The organism is Lentzea kristufekii, assembly GCF_033949925.1.
GTDB classification, from domain to species: domain Bacteria; phylum Actinomycetota; class Actinomycetes; order Mycobacteriales; family Pseudonocardiaceae; genus Lentzea; species Lentzea kristufekii.
The window spans coordinates 96964-121116 of record NZ_JAXAVV010000002.1 but is presented as its reverse complement, the minus strand read 5'-3'; the positions used below and the strand labels follow the sequence as shown (position 1 = coordinate 121116).

At 67.4% G+C, this 24153-nt stretch carries 18 protein-coding genes; 8 read left to right on the top strand and 10 right to left on the bottom strand.

Annotated elements, in window-relative coordinates; all coding sequences use genetic code 11:
* The 5 genes from SK571_RS04175 to SK571_RS04155 form a co-directional block, all read right to left on the bottom strand.
* A complete protein-coding gene (locus SK571_RS04175) occupies window positions 1-1131 on the bottom strand; it encodes a dihydrodipicolinate synthase family protein (protein ID WP_319982684.1) in 1131 nt (376 codons plus the stop codon).
* Window positions 1128-2270 carry a Gfo/Idh/MocA family protein gene (locus tag SK571_RS04170; RefSeq protein WP_319982683.1) on the bottom strand — a complete coding sequence of 381 codons (1143 nt, stop codon included), beginning with the start codon at window positions 2268-2270 and terminating at the stop codon, window positions 1128-1130. The genes SK571_RS04175 and SK571_RS04170 overlap by 4 nt, the downstream gene beginning before the upstream one ends.
* 62 nt (window positions 2271-2332) lie before the next feature.
* Window positions 2333-3064 carry a sugar phosphate isomerase/epimerase family protein gene (locus SK571_RS04165; RefSeq protein WP_319982682.1) on the bottom strand — a complete coding sequence of 244 codons (732 nt, stop codon included), beginning with the start codon at window positions 3062-3064 and terminating at the stop codon, window positions 2333-2335.
* A gap of 161 nt (window positions 3065-3225) precedes the next feature.
* Window positions 3226-4128, bottom strand: coding sequence for a glycoside hydrolase family 6 protein (locus SK571_RS04160; RefSeq protein WP_319982681.1), 903 nt, complete (start codon window positions 4126-4128; stop codon window positions 3226-3228).
* A 129-nt stretch (window positions 4129-4257) separates the two neighbouring features.
* Complete coding sequence (locus tag SK571_RS04155; RefSeq protein WP_319982680.1) at window positions 4258-6429, bottom strand: glycoside hydrolase family 9 protein; 2172 nt, start codon at window positions 6427-6429, stop codon at window positions 4258-4260.
* Between the two features lie 345 nt (window positions 6430-6774).
* Here SK571_RS04155 and SK571_RS04150 point away from each other — a divergent pair, with 345 nt between their 5' ends.
* The 5 genes from SK571_RS04150 (at window position 6775) to SK571_RS04130 (ending at window position 12278) form a co-directional block, all read left to right on the top strand.
* Window positions 6775-8058, top strand: coding sequence for an ABC transporter substrate-binding protein (locus tag SK571_RS04150; protein ID WP_319982679.1), 1284 nt, complete (start codon window positions 6775-6777; stop codon window positions 8056-8058).
* An 84-nt stretch (window positions 8059-8142) separates the two neighbouring features.
* Window positions 8143-9105 (top strand): carbohydrate ABC transporter permease, encoded by a 963-nt coding sequence (locus SK571_RS04145; RefSeq protein WP_406601948.1) that lies wholly within the window; start codon window positions 8143-8145, stop codon window positions 9103-9105.
* A gap of 2 nt (window positions 9106-9107) precedes the next feature.
* Window positions 9108-9929, top strand: a complete 822-nt coding sequence (locus SK571_RS04140) for a carbohydrate ABC transporter permease (RefSeq protein WP_319982677.1) — start codon at window positions 9108-9110, stop codon at window positions 9927-9929.
* Entirely contained in the window at window positions 9926-11248 is a 1323-nt protein-coding gene (locus SK571_RS04135) for a GH1 family beta-glucosidase (RefSeq protein ID WP_319982676.1), read from the top strand. Before SK571_RS04140 ends, SK571_RS04135 begins: the two co-directional genes overlap by 4 nt.
* 28 nt (window positions 11249-11276) lie before the next feature.
* Window positions 11277-12278: a LacI family DNA-binding transcriptional regulator gene (locus SK571_RS04130; protein WP_319982675.1), complete on the top strand. Its 1002-nt coding sequence runs from the start codon at window positions 11277-11279 to the stop codon at window positions 12276-12278.
* A 37-nt stretch (window positions 12279-12315) separates the two neighbouring features.
* Here the strand turns inward: SK571_RS04130 and SK571_RS04125 are convergent, their stop codons facing one another.
* A complete protein-coding gene (locus SK571_RS04125; protein WP_319982674.1) occupies window positions 12316-13497 on the bottom strand; it encodes a trypsin-like serine protease in 1182 nt (393 codons plus the stop codon).
* A 199-nt stretch (window positions 13498-13696) separates the two neighbouring features.
* Between SK571_RS04125 and SK571_RS04120 the strand changes: the two genes are divergently transcribed.
* Window positions 13697-14566: a hypothetical protein gene (locus SK571_RS04120; RefSeq protein ID WP_319982673.1), complete on the top strand. Its 870-nt coding sequence runs from the start codon at window positions 13697-13699 to the stop codon at window positions 14564-14566.
* 65 nt (window positions 14567-14631) lie between these two features.
* Entirely contained in the window at window positions 14632-17640 is a 3009-nt protein-coding gene (locus SK571_RS04115) for a substrate-binding domain-containing protein (protein ID WP_319982672.1), read from the top strand.
* 189 nt (window positions 17641-17829) lie between these two features.
* Here SK571_RS04115 and SK571_RS04110 read toward each other — a convergent pair whose 3' ends face one another.
* Window positions 17830-19074: an ATP-grasp domain-containing protein gene (locus tag SK571_RS04110; RefSeq protein ID WP_319982671.1), complete on the bottom strand. Its 1245-nt coding sequence runs from the start codon at window positions 19072-19074 to the stop codon at window positions 17830-17832.
* A gap of 129 nt (window positions 19075-19203) precedes the next feature.
* Between SK571_RS04110 and SK571_RS04105 the strand changes: the two genes are divergently transcribed.
* Window positions 19204-19551, top strand: coding sequence for an ATP-binding cassette domain-containing protein (locus SK571_RS04105; protein ID WP_319982670.1), 348 nt, complete (start codon window positions 19204-19206; stop codon window positions 19549-19551).
* 38 nt (window positions 19552-19589) lie between these two features.
* On the opposite strand, the gene SK571_RS04100 is transcribed toward SK571_RS04105, so the two are convergent.
* The 3 genes from SK571_RS04100 to SK571_RS04090 form a co-directional block, all read right to left on the bottom strand.
* Window positions 19590-21341 carry an NAD(P)/FAD-dependent oxidoreductase gene (locus SK571_RS04100; RefSeq protein ID WP_319982669.1) on the bottom strand — a complete coding sequence of 584 codons (1752 nt, stop codon included), beginning with the start codon at window positions 21339-21341 and terminating at the stop codon, window positions 19590-19592.
* Between the two features lie 41 nt (window positions 21342-21382).
* Entirely contained in the window at window positions 21383-22492 is a 1110-nt protein-coding gene (locus SK571_RS04095) for a cytochrome P450 (protein WP_319982668.1), read from the bottom strand.
* A gap of 141 nt (window positions 22493-22633) precedes the next feature.
* Complete coding sequence (locus tag SK571_RS04090; protein WP_319982667.1) at window positions 22634-23887, bottom strand: cation:proton antiporter domain-containing protein; 1254 nt, start codon at window positions 23885-23887, stop codon at window positions 22634-22636.
* Window positions 23888-24153: the final 266 nt, after the last annotated feature.

Sequence of the window (24153 nt, the reverse complement as noted above, 5' to 3'; positions counted from 1 at the left end):
TCAGACTGCTCCGTACACGTCGAGCAGAGCGGTCATCCGGTGTGCGGCCAGGTCCGGGTCTGGCAGCAGGCCGCACGCGTCGGTCAGCAGGAAAGTCTCGACCAGATGCGGCAGACTGCGTCCGCTCTGCAGACCGCCGATCATGGAGAAGCCGGGTTGCAGACCGGAAAGCCAGGCGACGAACGCGATGCCGGTCTTGTAGTGGTAGGTCGGCGCGCCGAAGATGTGACGCGCCAACGGCAACGTCGGTGCGAACGCGGCGTCGTAGGCCGCTTCGTCTCGCGCGTCCAGCGCACGCAGCGCCGCAGAAGCCGCCGGCGCGATGGCCGCGAAGACCCCGAGCAGGGCGTCGCTGCCGCTCTTGATCAGTGACGGGTAGTGGTAGTCGTCGCCGGTGTAGAGGCGTACGCCCTCAGGCAGCTTGGCACGCAACGCCTTCTCGTGCTCCGCGTCGAGCAGGGACACCTTGACGCCGTCCACCTGCGAGGCGTGGTCGTGCACCAAGCCGAGGAACACGTCGGTGGCCTCGGAGAGGTCCTCAGAACCCCAGTAACCGGTGAGGGCGGGATCGAACATCGGGCCCAGCCAGTGCAGGATCACCGGCGCCCCGGCCTGCGGCAGCAGCCGGTCGTACACGTAGCGATAGTCAGCGGGTGCCGTGGCCACAGCGGCCAGCTGCCTGCTCGCCATCACGATCACCTGTGCGCCCGCGGCCTGCACTGCGCCGAGCTGCTCGCTGTAGGCGGCGAGCACTTCGTCCAAGCCGGCCGCATCAACGTGATCCGTACCCGCACCGGCCGCAATGCGGCCACCGTGCTCTCGCGCCTCGGCAGCGCTGCGCCGGATGAGCTCACGGGCGGCGGCCCAGTCGAGCCCCATCCCGCGTTGGGCGGTGTCCATCGCCTCGGCGACGCCGAACCCGTGAGACCACAGATGTCTGCGGAACGCCAGGGTGTGCTCCCAGTCGACGGCAGCGGCTGCGCCGGGACGGTTGTCGCCGAGCGGATCGGCCACGACGTGCGCAGCAGCGAACGCGATGCGCGAGGTGAAGGGTTCGGCGGGTGCGGTCCAGGCGGCGGGCTCGCGCAGCACGTGCCTGCGACCGCCGGGAAGCATGACTTCGGCGCTCATCGGGGCAGCTCGATGCGCTGGTTCGTGCGGGACGACTCCAGACCCGCCTGGGCGAGCCGGATGCCCCGGACACCCGCCATGAAGTCGTACGGGTGCGGGGCGTCCTCCACGACGTGACGGACGAACTGCTCCCACTGGGCCTTGAAACCGTTCTCGAACGCCGCGTTGTCCGGCACTTCCTGCCACTGGTCACGGTACGACTGCGTCTCGCGCAGGTCCGGGTTCCACACCGGCTTCGGAGTGGCCTCACGCGGCTGGATCACGCACCCGTGCAGTCCGGCGACCGCGCTGCCGTGGGTACCGTCCACTTGGAACTCCACCAGCTCATCGCGGTGCACCCGTACACACCAGGAGGAGTTGAGCTGTGCGACGACACCGCCGTCCAGTTCGAAGATCGCGTAGGCCGCGTCGTCCGCCGTGGCGTCATAGCGCGCACCCCGCTCGTCGACACGGCTCGGGATGTGCGTGGTGGTCTTGGCGATGACCGAATGGACCTGGCCGAAGAGGTTCTCCAGCACGTAGTTCCAGTGGCAGAACATGTCCACGGTGATTCCGCCGCCGTCCTCGGCGCGGTAGTTCCAGCTCGGGCGCTGCGCGGCCTGCCAGTCGCCCTCGAAGACCCAGTAGCCGAACTCGCCTCGCACGCTCAGGATCCGGCCGAAGAAGCCGCTGTCGACGAGCCGCTTGAGCTTCAGCAGGCCGGGCAGGTACAGCTTGTCGTGCACGACGCCGTTCTTCACGCCCGCCTCGGCCGCGCGGTGAGCCAGGTCCAGCGCACCCTCGACCGACTCCGCGACCGGCTTCTCGGTGTAGATGTGCCGGCCCGCGCCGATGGCCCGCACGATCGACTTCTCCCGCACGTTCGTCAGCTGCGCGTCGAAGTACAACGGGAACTGGTCGTCGCTCAACGCGGCGTCCAAGTCCGTCGTCCAGCGGGTGAGACCGTGCCGCTCGGCGATCTCGGCGAGCTTCGCCTCGTTCCGGCCGACCAGGAGCGGTTCCAGCCGCACCCGCGTGCCGTCGGCCAGCTCCACCCCACCCTGCTCGGAGATCGCGAGCACCGACCGCACCAGGTGCTGCCGGTAACCCATCCGTCCGGTGACACCGTTCATCACGACACCGAGCGTCCGCACTGTCATCCCGCCTCCTTGGAAAGCGCTTTCCGCCTTACCGTAACCCAAGTTGTGCGAAAGTCATCAGGTCAGTCGCGAACCGGGGGGACGAACATGTCGAGCCACGGCCGCAGCGCACGAAGGGGTTCGCCGACCGCGCCGATCTGCGGATACCAGGCCTTTTCCCACTCCAGGGACACCCAGCCGTCCCAGGAGCGCAGCAGCGCGCCGCACAACGTCAACGGCACCGCACCCATCCCCGGCAGCACCGGAGTGAGATCACGCACACCGCCGACGTCCTTGATCTGGACGTACCCCAGGTAGTCGCCAAGCAGCGCACGCGTGAGCGCCGGTTCTTCACCGTGCCGCCACGGGTGCAGCACGTCCCACAGCACCGCCACCAGCTCCGGCGCCGCGAACGGCTCGACCAGGCTCAACGCGGCCTTCCCGGTCGGGTGCGAGTCGTGTGTCTCGATGAGCAACCGGACGCTGCTTCCGCGCAGGTCGTCGAGCACCGCGCTGATCCTGTTCCACGACTCGGCGTCGCCGCCCGGGAAAACGCGCACGGCGGGTGCTCCGAACCGGTGAGCCAGCTCGATCAACGCACGCAGCTCCGTGATCACAGGCTGGTCCGGTCCAGGTGCGCACACCTTCGCATAGCCCGCGATACACGCGACTTCCAGCCCCTCGTCGGCGATCTGTGCGCGCAGCCGGGCGATCCGGGGTGCGGAGAGTCCGATGTGGACCTCCTCGTCAGGGTGCGTCCGGAGCTCGATGCCGTGACAACCGTGTGCAGCCGCCAGCCTGACTGCCTTCACCACGGGCGCTCCCGGCATTCCTAGCGTGCTGACGGCGAATCGTCTGGCCACGTCTCCCCCTGGAAGATGTTATTGACACTTATCAAGGTAAGCGCTTTCCAGATAGGCTTTCCAGCGCCGGGGGCACGCGGACTTCGAGGTGCCCGTGCCCCTGGTCCTTCTGATCAGGTTCCGTCGATCAGCCGGATGGCGAGATCAGGGTTGAACTGGCCCGCCGGCGTGTTGGGCGCGATGCCGCAGTTCCCGTCCGACACACCAGGGGTCTTCACCCACAGCAGCATCTCCGCGCCACCGCCCACCTGGGCGGTCACCCCGAGCTTGCGACCGGGAGGGTTGCACCACTGGCCGTTGTGCCCGTTGCCGTTGCGACTCGTGTCCACCACGAACCTCGCCGCATAGCCGAGGTTGCTGACGACCGAGTTGGCGTAGCTCGTCGACTGGCTCGTCGTGTAGTAGTTCGACACGTTCACCGCGAACCCGCGGACGTTGCGCACACCCGCCGAGTTCAGCCTGCTCGCCATGGTGGAGGCAGCCACCCATCCCGCGTTGCCGCCGTCGAGGTAGGCGTAGGTGTTTGGCGACTTCTGCTGGAACATCTGGGTGGCGTAGGTGAGCATGCCGAGCCGCTCGTTGATCTGCGTCTGGGTCATGCACTCGAAATCACCGAGCGCGTCGGGCTCGATGATCACCACCGCGGGTTTGGTCCCGATCCCGGCGGCGAAGCTCGAGATCCAGGTCCGGTAGGCCGAGGGACTGCCCGCGCCGCCGCCCGAGTGGCCTCCGCAGGCGTCCCTGCCGGGGAGGTTGTAGGCGACCAGCACCGGGAGTTTGTCCTGGCCATCCGCCGCACCGGTGTAGTTCGCGACGGTGGAGCCGATGTTGCTGTCGTTGCCGAACCAGCGGGCGATCGGCTTGGAGCCGATGGACGACTGGATGCGCGCCGCCCTCGAGTCACCGGAGTTGTTCCGCGCCCAGGTTGCGGGCGCGGAGTTCGGGTTGACGTAGAAGCCGCTGGTCAGGTCGATCGGACTGGCAGCGACGGCGGATGGGACTGGTATCAGGAGCATTGCCGTGAGGGCCGCCGATAAACGGACAATCCACCACACTGTGGATCCCCTTTCGTTCGGACTGTTTCCTTTCACCCACCGCGAGGCCCGCCCGCACAGCGCTGTGCGGGCGGGGGCGGCGGGAGTTCTCTAGCGGGTGTCGGTGAACGCCGCGATCCACGCGAGCGACGAGTTCCAGTTGATGGCGACCTCGTTCGTGGACCAGGACCCGATCTCATCGATGTAGCACTTGGCGGGAGCGCATCCCGGCAGGTTCTGCTGGGCGACAGGGTCCTGCAGACCCGAGTTGGGGCCGCCCGCGAGCGAGCCGGCGGGCGGGTTGGGCAGCTTGGGGTCGAGCTGGTTCGCCCAGTGCCGGTGGTGCTGGTTCTTGCTGGCCCGCTCGCCGTAGCCGCTGATGAACGACTGGTTGAGGCCGTTGCGGCCGAGCAGGTAGTCCATCGACTCCAGGACAGCGTCGCTGTACTCGCGCTTCAGGCTGAGGTCGTACGCCATCGCCATGATCACCGCAGCGTTCGTGGTGGCGCTGGTCGAGCCCCACGCGTACAGGCCGTCGGACGGCTTGGACGGGTTGGGATAACCCTGCGACCTCAGGTCGCGCACGTGTCCGTCGGCGACCTGGAGCACGCGGGAACGTGCCGCGAGCACCCGGTCGATCGGGAAGCGGAACGGCAGCCGGACGATGGTCAGGTCGGCGAGCGCACCGGTGTCCTTCCAGGAAAATCCCGCGGACGTGAGTTTCGTGGTGACCTTGTCGAGGTACTCCCGCTTGCCGGTGGTCGCGTACAGCTCCGCGCCTGCCCAGGAGAACTCGTCGGTGACGTTCGTGTCGTCGTAGGGACCGCCGCCCACGCTGTCCTCACGCGGGGCGAACCTGTCGGGGTTGGCAAGTGCCGCCTGCCACGCGGTCTGGGCCGCGGTGAGGCAGCGTTGTGCGAACGCCGGGTCCCACAGCTTCCAGATGCGCGCGCACTGGGCGCCCGCGGCGGCCAGGTTCAGCGTGGCCGCGGTCGACGGCGCGTGCAGGTACCGGGGCTGGGCGTCGTTGTGCGGGAGGGTGGGGTGCGGCGTCCACGCCAGGTCGTGGATCTTGTGGTGTGCCATACCCGCGAGCGGCTTGTCGGCGGGCACCTGCATCTTCAGCAGGAACTCGACCTGCCAGCGCGCCTCGTCCAGCACGTCGGGCACCCGGTTGTCCTGCTCGGGAATCGAGAGCAGTCCGTCGCGCAGGCCCTCGATGTCGAGGCGGTACAGCGAGCGCTCGTACAGGTCCATCAGCTGCCACGCGGCGAGCGCGCCGTTCACCACGTACTTGCCGTGGTCCCCGGCGTCGTACCAGCCACCACTCACGTCGAGCGAATAGTCGCAGACACCCGGCTGACAGGGCACCGAGACGTCGCCCTTGTTCGGCGCGACACCGACGTGTCCGGCAGGGCGCGCGTACGCGTCACCGACGTACCTCGCCTCGATCGGGATGCCGCTGCGGTTGTGGTAGAAGTACGCGAGCGCGTCCCGGCGCAGCTTGTCGTAGGGCTTGGCGGCGATGTCGAACGGGTAGCTGACCTGATCACCGACGGCCACCGTGTAACCGCTTCCAGCCTTGCGGAACGACGTGAAGTCGGCGATGTGCACATGATCGCGGGTCATCGCGTCGTCACCTTTGACCTGCGTCTGCCCACTCGCGACCACTTGGCCGGCCACGTCACGCAACTGCCACGGCAACGGGCTGGTGGAGCTGTCGACGATCGAGGCGCGCTTGGGGCCGGACGTCGGGTAAGCGTGCTGGTTGGTTCGCACCGGTGAGCCGTAGTCCCAGCCGCCGCCCGGCGGGATGACGCCACCTTTCAGCGAGACGTCGTCGAGGCAGAGCGTGTAGGCCTCTGTCGCGCCGCCGGCCTGGATGGCGACCTGCCCGTTGCGAGTGGCCACCGTGGACGTTCCGGTGAACTCGAACGTCTTGGGGGTGCTGGTGAGCGCTGCCGCCTTGTTCATCGTGGTCGTGTTCGGCGGGGCCGCGAGCTGCACCGTCGCCCTGACCGTGACGTTCTTCGTCGCGGTGGCGGTGAAGCGCAGCGTGTAGGGCTGCCCCGCCTCCAGCGGCACGTCGTTCTGGCCGATCATCGACTGCCAGGGGTTCACCGTGCCTGCCGGGATGTCGGCGCACAGGCGCCCTGACTCCACTCTGGACGGAGTGTTGCCACTGCTCCACCACGGGGTCTTCACGCTGTCGAACGTGCCGTTCAGCACACGCTCGTAGCCCTCGGCAGCGGTCGCGGAGGGTGTGACCGCAGCGAAGAGCACGAGCGGGAGGCTGACTGCCACCAGCCTGGTTTTCACGGACATACCGGAGCCCTCTCGGGGTCGAAGGTCTCCCGGCGCGACCGCAGCGTCGTGGCGAATGTTCACCCAAGCGACACGATGTGTCAACGGCCACACTTCACTGAACTGTGACCCGGGTTACCTCTTCACATCTGGACGTCGGCATGGTTACAGTCCTGTAAGCGCTAACAGTCACCCCCGATCCGCTAGCGCTCACACCGGCACAAGCCGCAGCGTCGCAGCAGGTGAACGGTGTTTCAATGGCCCGCAAGCGCCCAAAAAGCAGGTGTTACCGCTTGCTGACCATCCGCCAACTGGAGGTTCTTGATGGTTGCTCGGCCGAGGCGGGCGTTGCTCGCCACAACACTGCTCAGCGCACTGATGGCGGTCTCCGCGTGCGGCGGCGGGTCCGCAGGCTCCGAGACGGGCGAGACCACGTTGATCGTCAAGACCTTCAGCCAGTTCGGCTATGAGGAGCTGTACAAGGAGTACGAGGCCAGCCACCCTGGCGTCACCATCAAAGAGGAGAACATCGGGAAGCTGGGCGACTACCTGCCCAAGCTGCAGCAGTGGCTCGCGACCGGGAAGGGCGCGGGTGACGTCGTCGCCATCGAGGAGGGCATCCTCGCGCAGTTCATGGGCAAGCCCGACCAGTTCGTGAACCTGCTCGACCACGGCGCGGGCGAGCTCAAGGGCAACTTCCTCGAGTGGAAGTGGAAGCAGGCCTCCACCGCGGACGGCAGCAAGGTCATCGGTCTCGGCACGGACGTCGGCGCGCAGGGCATGTGCTACCGCACCGACCTCTTCGCCAAGGCCGGCCTGCCCACGAACCGCGAGGAGGTCGGCAAGCTCTGGCCCACCTGGGACGACTACATCGCGACCGGCAAGAGGTTCAAGGCCGCGGACACCGGTGCCGGCTTCTACGACTCATCCGGTGGCCTGTACCAGAACATCCTGATGCAGCAAGGTGACCACACGTACTACGACACCTCCACCAAGCTCGTCATCGACAGCAACCCCGGCGTGAAGAAGGCCTGGGACCAGACCATCGAAATGGTCAAGGCTGGACTGTCGGCCAACATCGAGCAGTGGAGTCCACAGTGGAACGCCGGGTTCAAGAACGGCACGTTCGCCACGATCCCCTGCCCTTCCTGGATGCTCGGCACGATCGAGAAGCAGTCCGGACCGGAGAACAAGGGCAAGTGGGACGTCACCCGCGTGCCCGGTAACGGCGCCGTGCGCGGCGGCTCGTTCCTCGCGGTGCCCACGCAGAGCAAGCACCAGAAGGAGGCCGCCGAGCTGGCGAAGTTCCTGACCAGCGCCAAGGGGCAGACCTCGGCCTTCAAGTCGAAGAACAACTTCCCATCGTCGCCGCAGGCCATCGACGACCCGGCCGTGCAGGGCTTCACCAACGCGTACTTCAACGACGCGCCGGTCGGCAAGATCTTCGGCGACAGCGTGAAGGCGCTCAAGCCCGTCTACCTCGGCCCGGACAACCTCGCGATCAACGACCGCGTGACCAACGCGCTCACCGCCGTGGAGCAGGGCAAGCTCCAACCCGACGAGGCCTGGACGAAGGCCGTCGACGATGCCAAGCGCCTGGTCAAGTGACGACCTGGCGGCCGGGGCGTGCATGCGGCAACCGCCCCGGCCGTCTTCCCACCGATCCACTGAGGACACACGTTGGTGACTGATCTGCGGCCGAGGACGGCCACGAGCACCGAGGCAACCGGCGGCGAGCCGCCTGGGAAACCGCGCGTCAGGCTGCGCGTCCGGTTCTCCCGGCTCGACACGGCCTGGTCGCCGTACCTGTTCATCGCCCCGTTCTTCGTGATCTTCGGAATCTTCGGGCTGTTCCCGCTCGGCTACACGGCGTGGGTGTCCTTGCACGACTGGGACATCAACGGTGCGGGCGCGTTCGTCGGGCTGGACAACTACGTCACGTTGTTCAGCGACCCGGACTTCTGGAACTCGGTCTACAACACCATCGGCATGCTCGTGCTGGCGACGGTGCCGCAGCTGCTGTTCGCGCTCGTCCTCGCGAGCCTGCTCAACCAGAAGCTGCGCGGGCTGACGTTCCTGAGGATGGGCGTGCTGCTGCCGATCGTCACCTCGGTGGCCGCGGTCGGCATCGTGTTCAGCCAGATCTTCGATCGCGATGCCGGAATGGTGAACGGCCTGCTCGGCCTCTTCAGCATCGACCCGATCGACTGGCGCGCGGACAAGTGGTCGTCCTGGACCGCGATCGCCGCCATGGTCAACTGGCGGTGGACCGGATACAACGCCCTGATCTACCTCGCGGCGATGCAGTCGATCCCACGCGACCTCTACGAGGCGGCCACCGTGGACGGCGCGTCGAAGGCCAGGCAGTTCTGGAGCATCACCGTCCCCATGATCAGGCCGGCCATCATCTTCACAGTGATCGTCTCCACGATCGCGGGCATGCAGCTCTTCACCGAACCACTCATCTTCGGCCAGGGCAGCTTCGCGATCTCCGGCGGCAGCCTGCGGCAGTTCCAGACGGTGTCGATGTACATGTTCGAGAAGGCATTCCGCGACTTCGACTACGGGTACGGTTCCGCCGTCGCGTGGATGATCTTCTTGTTGATCACGATCCTCGCCGTCATCAACTTCCTCATCACGCGAAAGGGGAAGTAACCGTGCGCAAATCACAGCCGCTCCTCTACTGCACCCTCATCGCCGGCATCGTGCTCTCGGCATTCCCGCTCTACTGGCTCTTCGTCGTCGCGACCCGGTCCAACGACGTGGTCGGCGACTGGCCGCCGCCGCTGGTGCCCGGCCCGAACCTGGGCGAGAACATCGGCAGGCTCTTCGCCGCCGAGGACGCGAACTTCCTGCTGGGCCTGTGGAACTCGGCGCTCTCGTCGGTCGTCGTGACCGTCGCGGTCGTGTTCTTCTCCTCACTCGCCGGGTTCGCTTTCGCCAAGCTGAAGTTCCGCGGCCGCAACGGTCTGCTGCTCGTCATCCTCGCGACCATGATGATCCCGGTGCAGATGGGCATCATCCCGCTGTACATGATCATGGTGGAGCTGGGCTGGCAGAACAGGATGGAAGCGATCATCGTCCCGTCGCTCGTGTCCGCGTTCGGCGTCTTCCTCATGCGCCAGTACGCCGAACGGGCGGTACCCGACGAGCTCATCGAGGCCGCGCGAGTCGACGGGTGCAGCACCTTCCGCATCTTCTGGACCGTGGTGCTTCCCGCGTTGCGCCCCGGTGCCGCGGTGCTGGGCCTGTTCACCTTCATGGGCACGTGGAACGAATTCCTGTGGCCGCTCGCCGTGCTGGAGGCGGACAACCCGACCGTGCAGTTCTCCCTGAGCCAGCTCTCCACCACCTACTACACGGACTACACGCTCATGTTCACCGGAGCACTCGTCGCCACGGTGCCCCTCCTGCTCGTGTTCATCGCGTTCGGTCGCCAGATCATCGGCGGCATCATGGAAGGGGCGGTCAAGGCATGACCACGTTCGCACCCGGCTTCCTCTGGGGAGCGGCCACCTCGAGCTACCAGATCGAGGGCGCGGCCGCCGAGGACGGGCGTCTGCCGTCCATTTGGGACACTTTCTGTGCAACGCCGGGCAAGGTGGACAACGGTGACACCGGTGACGTGGCCGCCGACCACTACCACCGGTACCGCGAGGATGTCGGGCTCATGGCTGAGCTGGGGCTCGGCGCGTACCGGTTCTCCATAGCATGGCCGCGGGTGCAGCCGCTCGGCTCAGGTGCGGTCAACCAGCGCGGCCTCGACTTCTACCGGCGGCTCGTCGACACCCTGCTGGAGCAGGACATCCAGCCGTGGCCGACGCTGTACCACTGGGATCTGCCGCAGCCGCTGGAGGACGCGGGTGGCTGGCCGGAACGGGACACGGCGCTGCGCTTCGCCGAGTACGCGGCGATCGTGCACGAGGCGCTGGCCGACCGCGTGACCCACTGGACGACGCTGAACGAACCGTGGTGCTCGGCGTTCCTCGGCTATGCCACCGGCAGGCACGCACCGGGCCGCCAGGAGCCTGCCTCCGCCATCCGCGCCGCCCACCACCTGTTGCTGGGGCACGGTCTCGCGATCGCGGCGATGCCCGAGGCACGGGTCGGCATCACGCTGAACCTCACGCACGTCACCCCGATGTCCACGGCGGAGGAGGACGTCGACGCGGCGCGCCGGATCGACGGAATGCAGAACCGGATCTTCCTCGACCCTGTGCTGCGGGCCGCCTATCCGCAGGACGTGGTCGAGGACCTGGCGCCGGTCACCGGTTTCGACCACGTGCAGGAGGGTGACCTCAAGACCATCGCCGCACCGATCGACTTCCTCGGCGTGAACTACTACTCCCCCATGCTGGTCGGGCACGGCACGACATCGAGCCCGTCCGCGTACGTCGGCTCCGAACACGTGCGGCAGCACGACGGCGGCAGGCAGCGCACTTCCATCGGGTGGGAGATCGACGCACGCGGCCTGCTCGACCTGCTGCTGCGGCTGGAACGCGACTACCCCGCGATCCCGTTGTACATCACCGAGAACGGCGCGGCGTTCGATGACGAGGTGCACGACACGGCCCGCGTCGCCTACCTCGACGGGCACGTGCGCGCGTGCGCGGAGGCGGTGTCGCGCGGGGTACCGCTGAAGGGCTACTTCGCCTGGTCGCTGCTCGACAACTTCGAGTGGTCCTTCGGCTATGCCCAGCGGTTCGGCATCGTGCACGTCGACTACGCCACCCAGCGCCGCACGCTCAAGGACAGTGCGCGGTGGTACGCGGACGTGATCCGGCGCGGTGGCCTGTGAGCGCTTACAGGATTGATAGGCTCCGGCCATGAACACGCGACCGCCCACCCTCGAAGAGGTCGCACAGCGCGCGGGCGTCTCCACCGGCACGGTGTCCCGTGCCATCAACAACGCCCGCCACGTCAGCGCGAAAGCCCGCAGGGCCGTGGAAACCGCGATCGCGGAGCTCGGCTACGTCCCGAACACCGCGGCCCGCTCACTCGCCACCCAGCGCCGGGGTGCGGTCGTGCTCGCGATCTCCAGCGACGACCCCGCGCTTTTCGCAAATCTCTTCTTCGCCGAGGTGATCACCGGGGTCAACGCGGTCATCGAGGAGACCGACCTCCAGTTGATGCTGGTGCTCGCCGCGTCGGAACGGGGCCGTGCCCGGCTCAGCCGGATATTGCAATCCCGCAGCGCCGACGGCGTCATGCTGCTGGCGCTCAAGGAGAACGACCCGCTGTCCAAGATGACCGAGGAGAGCGGCCTGCCCACCGTGCACGGCGGCCGCTCGCTCGACCGGGCCCCGCAGTGGTACGTCGACGCGGACAACCGCGGTGGCGCCCGCGCCGCCGTGGAGCACCTCATCTCGTCGGGCCGCAAGAGAATCGGCACCATCACCGGTGAGCTCGACACGCATGCCGGAACGGCGCGCTACCTGGGGTTCCGCGAGGCGATCGTGCTTGCGGGGCTGAGCGACGCGCGGGTGGCGCACGGCGACTTCAGCGAGGCCAGCGGGGCCGCGGGCATGAAGCTGCTGCTCGACGACCACCCCGACCTCGACGCTGTCTTCGTGGCATCGGACGCGATGGCGGCCGGAGCACTCGGCGTGCTGCGCGACCACGGCAAGCGCGTTCCCGAGGACGTCGCGGTGATCGGCTTCAACGACATCGTGACGGCCAAGCACATGCAGCCCGCGCTCACCACGGTCCGGCAGCCCATCGAGGCGCTGGGCCGGGAGATGACCAGGATGCTGGTGCGGCTGCTGAACGGGGAGCAGCCGACGTCGCTGATCCTGCCCACGGAACTGGTCATCCGCGACTCGGCCTGAACCGGCGGGCCGCGCGCACTGCGGCCCGCCGGTTCGGTTACGCGTAGGCCTCGAACTCGTAAACGCGGGCGACGTTCCCGCCGGACTGCGCACCCGTGATCACGGTGAGGCGCACGTGCCGTGCGCTGTTGTTGATCGTGTGCTCGGTGGTCCCGATGGTGTTGCCACGCACTGTCGCCACCGTCGTCCACGTGGTCCCGTCGGCCGACACCGCCAGGTCGAAGTCCCTGGTGTTGAAGGTCGCGGACTCACCGCCCGCGCTCGCGTGCTTGACGACCAGCTTCTTCAGCGCGTGGCCGGAGCCGAGGTCCACCCGCAGCGACTTCGTCCCAGCGACCGAGCACCACTTGTCGCTGTTGCCACCGGAAACACTGCCGTTCACGGCCTTCGCGGGGCCTTCGTTCGCGTTGCAGGCAGCCGAACCTGTCGCCGGTTGGTTCAGTGCGAGGTTGTTGCCAGGAGGAGGGCCGCCGTCAGGGCCGGCCACGCTGTTGATCCACGCGTTGACGCTCCCCTGGAGTTCGGCGTAGAAGAAGCGCTCGGTGCCGCAGACACCAGGGCCACCGGACGTGTCACCGCCGAGCCTCCAGTTGCCGGGTGTGCCCACGAGAAGCGGTCCGCCCGAGTCGCCGTAGCAGGCGCTCTTGCCGTCCTTGTTGTCCAGGCAGATCGTCCACTGATCGGTGCCGCACGCGCTGTCGGACAGCACGGGAACGTCGACCTGCCTGAGGTTGGTGGGCGCGCCACCGCAGCCTCCGCCGGGGTTGCACGTCGTGGCGCCCCAGCCGAGCAGCCGCACCGTCGAACCTGGTGCGACGACCGGTGCGATGGAGATCGGCTGTTGGGTGACCGGCGCCGTCAGCTCGACGAGCGAGGTGTCCGCGTTGCCGTGGTCCACCCAGCGCCTGACCCTGGCCACCGTGCCGCCGGAGTTGCGGTTGTTGCTGCCGATCCTGATCTGCACACCGCTCGGGACCTCGCCGGCCATGCAGTGCTTGGCCGTCAGCACCCAGGTGGACCGGATCAGGGCCCCACCGCAGAAGTGACCGCCGGAGTTGCCCTGCATCGAGGCCATGAAGCTGTAGTTCTCGGTGGCGTCCACGCCACCGATGATGTTCGGAGTCAGCGGGTCGGGCTGTGCCGTCGCCGACGTGACGGCCGCTCCCGCCAGGGTCAGGACGGCGACCGCCGCCAGCAGACCCTTGACCAGTCGTCGCATGGGGGAACCTCGCGTTCGATGGGTCGAAGGAGAATTCCCTGAAGGTTCCAACGGCCGAAGTCAACGGATCTAAGTCCGAAACTTCGGCGCTGCGGATGGGCTAACCGCCCGCACCGCTTCTGAATACGATGCGCCACCCACGTTGATGGTCTGGACCTCTTGTCGCGCACCGTCGTAGGGTGTACCGGCGAGGAGTTCCATGATCGGACCATTTCATCTCGTGTTGCGCGCGGCGATCCGCGAGCGCGGGCTGCCGCTCGACCGGTTGCGGTCGCGGCTGGCCGAGCGCGGGATCCAGATCGGGCTGGCCAGTCTCAGCGACTGGCAGCACGGCCGGGCGTGGCCGCGGCGGCCGAACTCGTTACGCGCCATCGCTGTGCTGGAGGAGATCCTCGGCCTGCCGCGCCACACGTTGACGGGTCTGCTCGCCGCTCACCAGCTGACGCCGTTCCGGCCACAGCAGGGCGTGGACGAGTACCGCGGTCCGATGGGCGAGCTGCTCGACGCGCTCCCCGGTGCGCGGGACTGGACCCTCGAGGTGATCACCTCCGAGCGCACGGTGAACGTGGACGCCCACCGCCGCCCGTCACGCATCACCGTGCGCAACCTCGCCCGCGCCCGCCGGGACGACGTCGACAGAGCGGTGTTGCGCTACTTCGGCGCACCTGGCGGTGACATCGATGGTGTCCGTGTCGTACCGGTGCGCAACTGTGCGGTCGGACGGCTGCTGCGTCACCCGGAAGGGCGAGTGTTGGCCGCTGAACTGCTTTTCGGACAACGGCTTCAGGCCGGCGCGACGTGGGTGTGGGAGTACGAACTGCACGACGCGACGACCTCCAGGACCGAGTTCGCACATGCGTTCCGCCGACTCGAGGGCACCTGTCTGATGGAAGTGCGGTTTCACCCCGACGCGCTGCCTTCACGGGTACACGAGTACTTCCGCGCCGACCTGTACGTGGACCAGCACCGCCTGAGCGAGCTGCCGTTGAACGCCCACCACGCGGTGCACGTCACGACGAGCGGCATGAACTCCGGCGTGATCGGCATCAGCTGGGAATGGCCGGACTGATGATGACCGGGTGTCATGAATTCCATACGGCGCGTACAATTTGACGCTGGCTCTGACTACGGTCCGTGGGAGACAGCGAGACAGTGCGGCCCACCATCGGCATGATCACGGCAGGCCCGCTCATCGAGCTCGCCGGTGAGCAGTGGCAGGGCGTCAGCGACGGCGCGGCCGCGAACGACTGCGACCTCATCTGCTTCGTGGACACGGAGCTGGCCCACCCGGACCGCCACAAACGACAGGCCAACGCGGTCTACGACCTCATCGCTCCCGGCCGGATCGATGCGCTCGTCATCTGGACGACGCGGATCAGCCCGCAGATCGGCGAGGCCGCGATGCGCGAGTTCGCCGACCGCTACGCGCCGATCCCCATCGTGAGCGTCGAGGCGCACCTGGCGGACTGGCCGACGGTGCTGATGGACAACCGCGGTGGCATGGACCAGGCGGTCAGCCACCTGATCGAGGTGCACGGTCATCGGCGGATCGGCTTCGTCCGCGGCCCGCTGGCCCACGTCGGCGCGCAGGACCGCTTCCAGGGCTACGTGGACGCGCTCACCCGCCACGGCCTCCCGGTCGAGCCGCGGCTCGTCACCGCGCCCGCCCCGTCCTGGGATCCCGCCGCCGCAGCGGACGCGGTCGCCACGATGCTGGACGAGGCCGCGGAAGCGCCGGACGCCTTCGCGGCGGCCAACGACGAGTTCGCGCTGGGCGTGGTGACCGCGGTGCAGGAGGCCGGCCTGCGCACACCGGAGGACGTGGCGGTCGTCGGGTACGACAACCACACGTGCATCCGCTCGAACGATCTCGGCTATCAGGCGCCCGCGCTGCCTGCCTCGGGCCGGGTGCAGCGCCGGGTCAACATCGACGCGGGAACGCCCGCACTGACGACGGTGCGGGCGCCGTTTCACGAGATGGGGCGCCGGGCCGCCGAGCTCGCGCGCGCGTTGGTCATGGGCGAGCCCGCACCGCCGTTGGAGATCATTTCCACCGAGCTGGTCGTCCGCCGATCGTGCGGCTGCATTCCCTCCGGCGACGGAGTCTCGGCACCGGCGTACGAGCGGCTCGCCGTACCGGAGCACGACACCGCCGAGGCGGTCGCCGCGAACCTGCGCCAGGGACTCGGTGCGAAGTCGGCCGTGCTGCCGGACGGCTGGGCCGAACGCCTGACCGGCCTGTTCCTCGATGCCGGCCGGCCAGAGGGCTTTCTCGCGGTGTTCGCGGAGTACCTCCGCGACAGCGCACGCGCCGGCTGCACGGCACAGTCGTGGTGGGCGCCGTTGTTCTACCTGCGCCGGTTTGCCCTCGCGCGCGGCACCGACGAGCGCGCGATCGAGGACCTGTGGCTGCGGGTGCAGCTGATGGTGGCGGACGTGGTCGAGCGGGAGAGGACGTTCGAGTACCTCCTCCGCGAACGGCAGGACCAGACCATGCGCGAGGCCGGCCAGCGGCTGATCGTCTCGCGGGACGTCGCCGAGCTCACCGACGCACTGGTGGCAGAGCTGCCCAGGCTGGGGATCCCCGGCTGCCACGTGATGACGTTCGAGTCGACCGATGAGTGGGCGCGCCCGCTGATGTCGTACGAGAACTGCGAACTCCGGCCGGAACGCACGACGCTGTCGTTCCGGTCCACTCAGCTCACGCCGCACCGGATCGACCGCCCGGAGCCGGGCAGTTTCGTGGCCGCCGCGCTCTTCGGGATCGAGGAGCAGCTGGGGTTCGCACTGTTCGAGGTCGGCTCGATGCCGGGCTGGGTCTACGAGGCGATCCAGCAACAGCTCAGCAGTGCGTTGCGCGGCATCAGAATGCTCGAGCGGGAACGGCAGGCCCTCCACGAGGCCGAACAGGCGCGGCGATCGCTGGAGCTGGCCCACGCCGAACTGGAGGACCGAGTGCGGGAGCGCACCGCGGCACTGGTCGACGAGATCGCGGAACGCGAACGCCTGGAGACGCAGCTGCGGCACGCGCAGAAGATGGAGGCGATCGGCCGGCTCACCGGTGGCATCGCCCACGACTTCAACAACATCCTGACCGTCATCAACGGCAACAGCGAGGCGTTCCTGCGGCGCTGTTCGCCCGATGATCCACGGCGTCCGGAGATCGAGGACATCCGGCACGCCGGTGAGCGCGCGGCGAATCTCACCCACCAGCTGCTCGCGTTCACCCGCCAGCAGGTCCTGAACCCCGAGCGGGTGGACCTCAACACGACGATCACCAAGGTGCGAGCCATGTTGACGACGCTGATCGGGGAGGACGTGGAGCTGATACTGGACCTGCCCGCGCACGTGTCGCCGGTCTGGGCGGACGCCGGACAGCTCGAGCAGATCCTGTTCAACCTGGCCGCGAACGCCCGCGAAGCGATGCCCGGCGGCGGCGTGCTCCGCATCGGGACGGACAACGTGTTTCTCGACGCCTGCCACGCGGGCCGCATCGCCGACGTGGGACCCGGCGACTACGTCGTGCTCATCGTGAGCGATACCGGCACAGGCATGGACGAGTCGGTCCAGGCGCAGATCTTCGAGCCGTACTTCACCACGAAACCCGTGGGCAAGGGCACTGGCCTCGGCCTGGCCACGGTCTTCGGCATCGTGCAGCAGAGCGGCGGCCAGATCGACCTGACGAGTTCGCCCGGCACGGGCACGACGGTCTCCGTGTATCTGCCCCGCGCGCGGATGTCCACCGCACCGCTCCCCTGCGCCACGCCCCAGGCGTCACCGGACCGCGGCTCGGAAACCATTCTGCTCGTGGAGGACGACAGCCAGGTGCGCGCCATGACGCGTCGCCTGCTGGAACGGTCCGGGTACGCGGTGATCGAGGCACGCAACGGCCTGCAGGCGCTGAAGCTCGTCGACACCCACGACGACATCGACCTCATCGTGACCGATGTGGTGATGCCGAAGAGGGGCGGACCGGAGCTCGCGGCCACGGTGCAGCGGATCCGGCCTGGTCTGGCTGTGCTGTACGTGTCCGGCTACACGACCGACGAAAAGCTGGACGACGCGGCGGTCCTGCTCGCCAAGCCGTACGCGGAGGCAGACCTGCTGGCCCTGGTCCGCCGGCTGCTGGGCCAAGGCTGCTGAGCTGCGGTCCACGCTGGGGCCGCGGTCGGGCATCCGGCTCGCGCCAAGACCACGCAGGATGCCCGTCACATCAGCTGTGGTGCATCGCCGATGCGGAAGCAGACGATCCGATTGTCCGAACTGGACGTGTGACAGACGCACATGTACCGATCGTGCGGAGTGCGCTGGTCTGCGCACCTCGGCGACCGGTCAGCTCAGCGTCGGCATGCGCACCTCGATCTCCGCTGGTTCGCCGTCTATCTCGAGGACGTAGCGGCCCAGGATTTCCTGAATCCGTGCTGACACGTCACGCCCACGTTCCATCGTGAAGTAGACGAGTCCGGCCGACGAGGTCGAGTTCGGCACCGGAGAGATGACATCGCCGATCTTGCGGGTCATCTCGACCCGCAGCACCGAAGGCAGGGCTTCGAGCTCCTCCACCGGGGTGAGAGCGGTGATGCTCCCCGGCGTCACCGGGAGGTAGTAGTGGCCGACGACATCCGGCCGTCGTCGCACCTCGATCTCCGGTTCGAGCCCGAGCGAGGTCAGCAGGAGCGCACGCCAGAGGTCGACCCCGTACTGCAGCCTGATCCCGCTCACCACGCCGCCACCGCCGGGACGGCACGCGATCTCCCCGACGACCAGGCCACGCGGCGTCCGGAAGAGTTCCATGTGGGTCACACCGGACTCGATCCCCAGAGCACGGGCGGCACGGCTGTGCAGCGCCAGGATCTCTGCCCGGTCCGGGTGCTCCTCGGGGAGGCAGTAGGACCCGAAGTTCCCCACCCTGCCCAGGACCGGCGTGAAGTACAGCGATGGCGACACGAACTGGATCTCACCGTTCTGGACGATCCCGTCGCAGTGGTACTCACCGTCCATCTCGATGAACTCCTCGACGATCAGGGGAACGTCGAGCGTGTTCATCGCGTCGCCTTCCGGAGAGCGGGCGAACCGAGTCAGGTGCTCGGCGTCGGAAAGCACCACCACGTTGATCGACCCGCCGCCGATGACCGGCTTGACCACGACAGGCCAGCCGATCTCCTGCGCCTTCACCGCCACACCGCCGAGGCCGTAAGCGATCCGGAACGCGGCGGTCGGCAGGCCCGCCGCGGCCATCCGCTGCTTCATCACGTACTTGTTGGCGAAAGCGTTCGCGGTCTCGTAACCCATGCCGGGCAAGCCGAAATAGGACCGGAGGTAGCCCGCCACGGGCAGCCCGAGCTCGAACGGCGCCACCACCCGGTCGATCTCCTGCTCTCTGAGCACCTCCAACGCGGCAAGACGCACCTGCTCGGTGTCCCTGACGCTGTCCACCAGGCGCACGTCGACCTCGGGACCGTACTGCTGCAGGTGACCAGGCTCGGTGATCACCGTGAGCCGCCCGATCTCCGGAGCGTCCAGCAACTGCGCGGGCAGCACGTTCTGCTTCACGTGCAACAGCAACACGTTCGTCACGCCACTCCTAGGTGGTTCAATTTGAACTTCTGTGATCGACCTGCTCGCTGGAGCAGACCGCCACCCCGAGGTCCGAGCGCTGTCTGTGGCGAGCGAACACAGGTGGCGTTCGCGCTTGTGTTGGGCCGCTTGCCAAAGGTGCTTCTGCTCGACGAACCACCATCCGATCTGGACCCACTGGCACAGGACGAGGCGTTGCGCGGCCCGATGACCGAGGCCGCCGAGCACGGCACGACCGTGCTGATGTCGTCCCACCTGCTCGGTGATCTGAGCGACCTCTGCGATCATCTGCCGTTCCTCGGCAGAAGCCGGATCCAGCTCGCCGGCGGCGTCGACGTACTCACTGAACACCCGCTGTTCGCAGTTCCCGCTGCGGAGACGCCGGAGGTTCACAGTTGGTCGTCTCCTGCTCTCACGTCGAACGGCAGACCCGGCCTGGAGTGGTCGGTGAAAGGCCGTCTCCGGGCTGCCCGCTGACGTCGGGCCACCGGAGTTCCGGTGGCCCGACAGCGTGGTCAGGCCGCGATCACCATGCCGGCGCGCACGAGGCGCTGGAACAGGTGGTGCTGGATACCGGAGAGCTTGTCGTTCAACTGTTCCGCGGTCACACCGGACGACAGCAGGGACAGCAACTCGGCCGAGCCCTCGCGGGCCAGCCCCCGAATCTCCGTGCCGCCGAAGGCGAACCGGTACGCAGGCACGGGACGCGCGACCGGTGACGCGAGCGCATCGCCGTTCGCGACGGGATCGGCCCAATAGCGGGCCATCGCGGCCCTGGTCTCGTCGTCGACGTCCTCGTCGAACGGAGGCGCGGGCAGGAAACCCTTGAAACCCGGCACATCCAGCGCGACGGACTGCCTCAGCCGCACTTCGGGATGCAGGCTCAGCACCGTGTCCGGGTCGAACGGGTCGGTGGTGCGAGCAGGCCGCGACTTGACCTCGACGGGCGCCGGGGCCATGCCCTCCACCGGACCGTCGACGATGTTCTGCAGGACATGTGCCGTGACGGCGGTGTTGATCAGCACGTCGAACGTGCGTTCCTGGATGTCGAGGTCGGGGCTGCTGCCGCGGTGGCTCCAGTAGATGCTGTCCGGGCTCGCGTTGCCCAGCGCGTGATACCACTGGTCGATCGACAGCGCGAAGTTCTCCGCCATGCCGTGCCAGCCGTCGTCGTAGTCGCGCCACAGGTCCCGCAGGGACTGCTCGTCGAGGTCGCCGGACAGCGTCTGCTCGAGCACCATCGCGGCGTTCGCGGCCATGTTCACGGCGAATCCCGCTCCGGAGGAGAACAGCGGGTCGACGAAGTAGGAGGCGTCGCCCGCGAGCAGCCACCGCTCGTCGAAGTCGGAGAACTTCCCGTTGATCATCGAGTAGTTCGTGGCGGTGAGCATCTTGTCCGCGACGGGCTCGACGTCGGCGATGAGATCTTTCAGGTACGGCACCTCCTTCACCGTTTCGAGGAAGGTCTTCTGGTCGGTGAAGTCGTAGCCGTCCTGCTTGAGGATCTCCGGGATCGTCACGATACCGATGGAGTGGGTCACCCTGCGCTCCCCGTTGATCACCTTCGGCACCGGGATGTACCAGCACCAGCCGTCGCGGAACGCGAAACAACCGATGGGCGACAGGTCGTCGGAAGCGAAGATGTTCCAGTCGCCCGGCAGGCTCTGCACGTTCTTGCCGCCGAGGAAGTGCTGCCAGATCGCGATGTTGCGGTAGCCGGAGAGCCATTCCCGCTTCTGCTTGGCGGCGATGCTGTTGCGCCTTCCCGATGCGTCGACGAAGTACTTCGCCCGGACCTCCGTGCCGTCCTTGAGCGTCACCGTGCAGCCGTGCTCATCGGAGGAGAACCAGCTCACCGGGGTCTCCTCGAAGACGTCGACTCCGACGTCAGCGGCATGCTTGAGGAGGATGTCGTCGAACTCGGAGCGGTTGACGTGGATCGCGAAGCGGTGCACGCCGTCCTTGAGGTAGTTGGGCTGGTCGAAGAACGCGACCATCGGCGTCTCGCCCCAGTTGAACACACCACCGCCGAACTTCTTGATCCAGCACTCGCTGGCGAGCACCTTCGGCAGCGCGCCGCTCTGCTCCAGCGCCGGGATCATGGTGTGCGCGAACGACTCGCCAATGTGCTCGCGCGGGAAGCGCTCCTTCTCGAAGATCGCGACACTCAGGTCCGTGCGGCGGGCGAGGATCGCGCCGAGCGTTGCCCCCGCCGGACCGCCGCCCATGACGACAACGTCGTATTCAGCACTGATTTCCTTGCTCATGGGGAACTTCCTCCTGAAGAGATGTGAGAACGTCGGCGAGTTCAGAGCCACGCAGGCAAAGACCTCAGGCCGTGAAAACCCACGTACGAATGCCACAGCGGCTCTATCTGCTCGCTCACGCGCAGGCCGGGACAGCGCTCCAGGAGCGTCCGCACCGCCACTCCGGTCTGGACGCGGACCAGACCCGCGCCGATGCAGCGGTGCACCCCCTCCCCCAGCGCGAGGTGCTTGGGGCGCCTGCGGACGTCGAGCACGTCCGGGTCGGCGAACTGCTTCGGGTCGCGGTTGGCCGACCCGACGTGGGGCAGCACCAGCTGCCCCTTCTCGATCTGGTGACCGCGATAGGTGAAGGACTCCGCGGCCATCCGGCCGATGTACTGCACAGGCGGGTCGAACCGCTGGAACTCCTCCACCGCCGCCGGCCACAGGCGCGGCTGTTCGGACAGCAGCGCGCGCTGCTCGGGGAACCGGTGCAGCCCGAGCAGCGCGCTGCCGATCAGGTGGCGTGAGGGTTCGAGGCCCGCGAACATCAGCAGCACGACCTGCGCGCACGCTTCCGCCTCCGTGAAGCTGAAGCCGGGGTTGTCCTGCGCCATCAGCCCGCCCAGGATGCTGTTGTGCGGCAGCGCCGCCATGTCGGCGGCCAGGTCGCGCAGATAAGCCATGAGCAGCTGCGCGCTCTCCCAGCCGCGACTCACGTCCTCGACGGTCAGGTCGCTGGCACCGAACAGGTACGCGATGTCGTCAGCCCAGTGGTCGAGCTGTTCGTGGTCGCTCTCCGGCGCGCCCATGAGCCGGGTGAACACCATCGCGGGCAACGGTCGGGCGAACTCCTGAACCACGTCGACCGCGTGTCGCCGGCCCCAGCCGTCGATCAGACGATTGACCACCTCGTGGACGACGGCCGCGACCCGGGACGGCGTCAGCACGCGGAAGACCTCGTCCATTCTCTTGCGGCGCAACAGGTGGTGGTCGCCTTCGTAGAACGCGGTCCAGGTGCGGAGGAAGGCGACGAAGTCGTCGAACTGACCACGCTCTTCCTCCGGCAACGCCAGCACCGGCAGGCTCGCCCGGTTGTTGGTCAGTCTCGGGTCACGCAGCAGCGCAGCCGCATCCTCGTAGGAAAACAGAACCCATGAACCGCCGTACATCTGCGAACGGTGAATGGGGTCGTTTTCCCGCATTTGCACATAAGCGGGATATGGATCGATAAAGAGATCGGGATTGCTCAGACTGAACTCGTTTGTCAGAAACATCAAATCTCCGATGGTTGTCCGCGCGGCAGATTGAGCTCAGCGCTGCTGGACGACGACTTCCCGGCTATCTGAGGTGAAGAGCCGCAACAGCGGCCCGGTCACCGCGGTGGTGCACAGGGCCATCAACACGAGGATGGTGAATCCGAGCGTGTTCACCACGCCGTACTGCAGGCAGATGGTGGCGACGATGAGTTCGGTGACGCCCCGGCAGTTCATCAACGCGCCGAGCTGCAGGGACTCGCGCACCGGCATTCCGGCGAGATAGGCCGCTCCGCCTGCGCCGAGGAACTTCGTCAGCGTTGCGACCGCGACCACCGCGCCGAGCAACAGCCAGTTCTGCACCGAGCCGCTGATCGCGGTGACGGCGGTGCTCAAGCCCACGCTCGCGAAGAACAGCGGCAGGAGCACGATCTCGGCGAACCCGTGCAACTGCTGGCGAACCTTCCGCATGATGACGTCGTCGCGCGGAAGCACAGCACCGAACAGGAACGCGCCGACAGCGGCGTGCAGGCCGATCAGCTGGGTGACAGCCGCGTACGAGACCGCACCGGCCACCAGCATCGGCAGCAACAGCGGCCCACCACTCGCCCGCGCCACCAGTCGGGCGAGCACCGGACGCACGACCAGCGCTGTGACCAGGAGCAGCACGCCCACCAGGGCGACCGTGAGGACGGCGCCACCCGACGCCGCCAAACCGGACACCGCGAGAACAACCGTGAGCACCATCCACGCGGCGCCATCACCTACCGCCGCACACGCGAGCGCCACCCTGCCCACGCGCGTGGTGTCCATCCGGGCGTCCACGAGAATTCTGGCCAGGACCGGCAACGCCGTGATCGACACCGCCAGGCCGAAGACGACCAGGTAGGTGACCCCGTCCCCTGCCTCGCCAGCGATCATGGGCCGCCCGAACAGTGCCAGCAGTACGCCGCCGGCGAACGGCAGTCCGATGCTGCCGGCCACCACCGCGGTGACAACCTTGCGATCCGCACCCGCCCCGCTGAACCGCAGTTCACTGCCGAGCAGGAACATGAAGGTGACCAGGCCCAGCTGGGCGACCACGTTCAGCGTGCCGACCACGGACGGCGTCAGCAGCCACGCCGAGCCCGCCGGCCACAACTGCGCCAGCACCGTGGGCCCGAGCAGCAGGCCGCCGAGAATCTCACCGACCACGGGCGGCTGCCTGAGCTTGCGGAAAATCCAGGCCAGCAGGTTGCACACAACGACGATCACCGCGAGAGCCAGCAGAAAATGCGCGACCGGATCTGCACCAGCCGATTCCGCCGCCAATGTGCGAACGTACTGAAATTCCACAAGTCACCTCGATCTGCCGGTGAGCCTCACGGCGCTGTCACGATTGTCAACGTTGACAACATCGACTGTTTCAAGCTTTGCAGTTCCTTGACCGAGTGCTTGTCGTGATTTCAGAAGCCACACTCTCGATGGAATCAACAACCCGGATCCCCGACACCCAACGTACGACAGTTCCTCAACGGCCGTCCAGATGATGCCCAACGTAGTGAGACGCCCCGAAACCGATCAGAACTGCACGATCA

Coding starts and splice junctions, on each gene's coding strand:
- SK571_RS04175 (WP_319982684.1), bottom strand. CDS start 1,131: ATGAGCGCCGAAGTCATGCTTCCCGGCGGTCGCAGGCACGTGCTGCGC.
- SK571_RS04170 (WP_319982683.1), bottom strand. CDS start 2,270: ATGACAGTGCGGACGCTCGGTGTCGTGATGAACGGTGTCACCGGACGG.
- SK571_RS04160 (WP_319982681.1), bottom strand. CDS start 4,128: ATGCTCCTGATACCAGTCCCATCCGCCGTCGCTGCCAGTCCGATCGAC.
- SK571_RS04150 (WP_319982679.1), top strand. CDS start 6,775: ATGGTTGCTCGGCCGAGGCGGGCGTTGCTCGCCACAACACTGCTCAGC.
- SK571_RS04135 (WP_319982676.1), top strand. CDS start 9,926: ATGACCACGTTCGCACCCGGCTTCCTCTGGGGAGCGGCCACCTCGAGC.
- SK571_RS04130 (WP_319982675.1), top strand. CDS start 11,277: ATGAACACGCGACCGCCCACCCTCGAAGAGGTCGCACAGCGCGCGGGC.
- SK571_RS04125 (WP_319982674.1), bottom strand. CDS start 13,497: ATGCGACGACTGGTCAAGGGTCTGCTGGCGGCGGTCGCCGTCCTGACC.
- SK571_RS04120 (WP_319982673.1), top strand. CDS start 13,697: ATGATCGGACCATTTCATCTCGTGTTGCGCGCGGCGATCCGCGAGCGC.
- SK571_RS04100 (WP_319982669.1), bottom strand. CDS start 21,341: ATGAGCAAGGAAATCAGTGCTGAATACGACGTTGTCGTCATGGGCGGC.
- SK571_RS04095 (WP_319982668.1), bottom strand. CDS start 22,492: ATGTACGGCGGTTCATGGGTTCTGTTTTCCTACGAGGATGCGGCTGCG.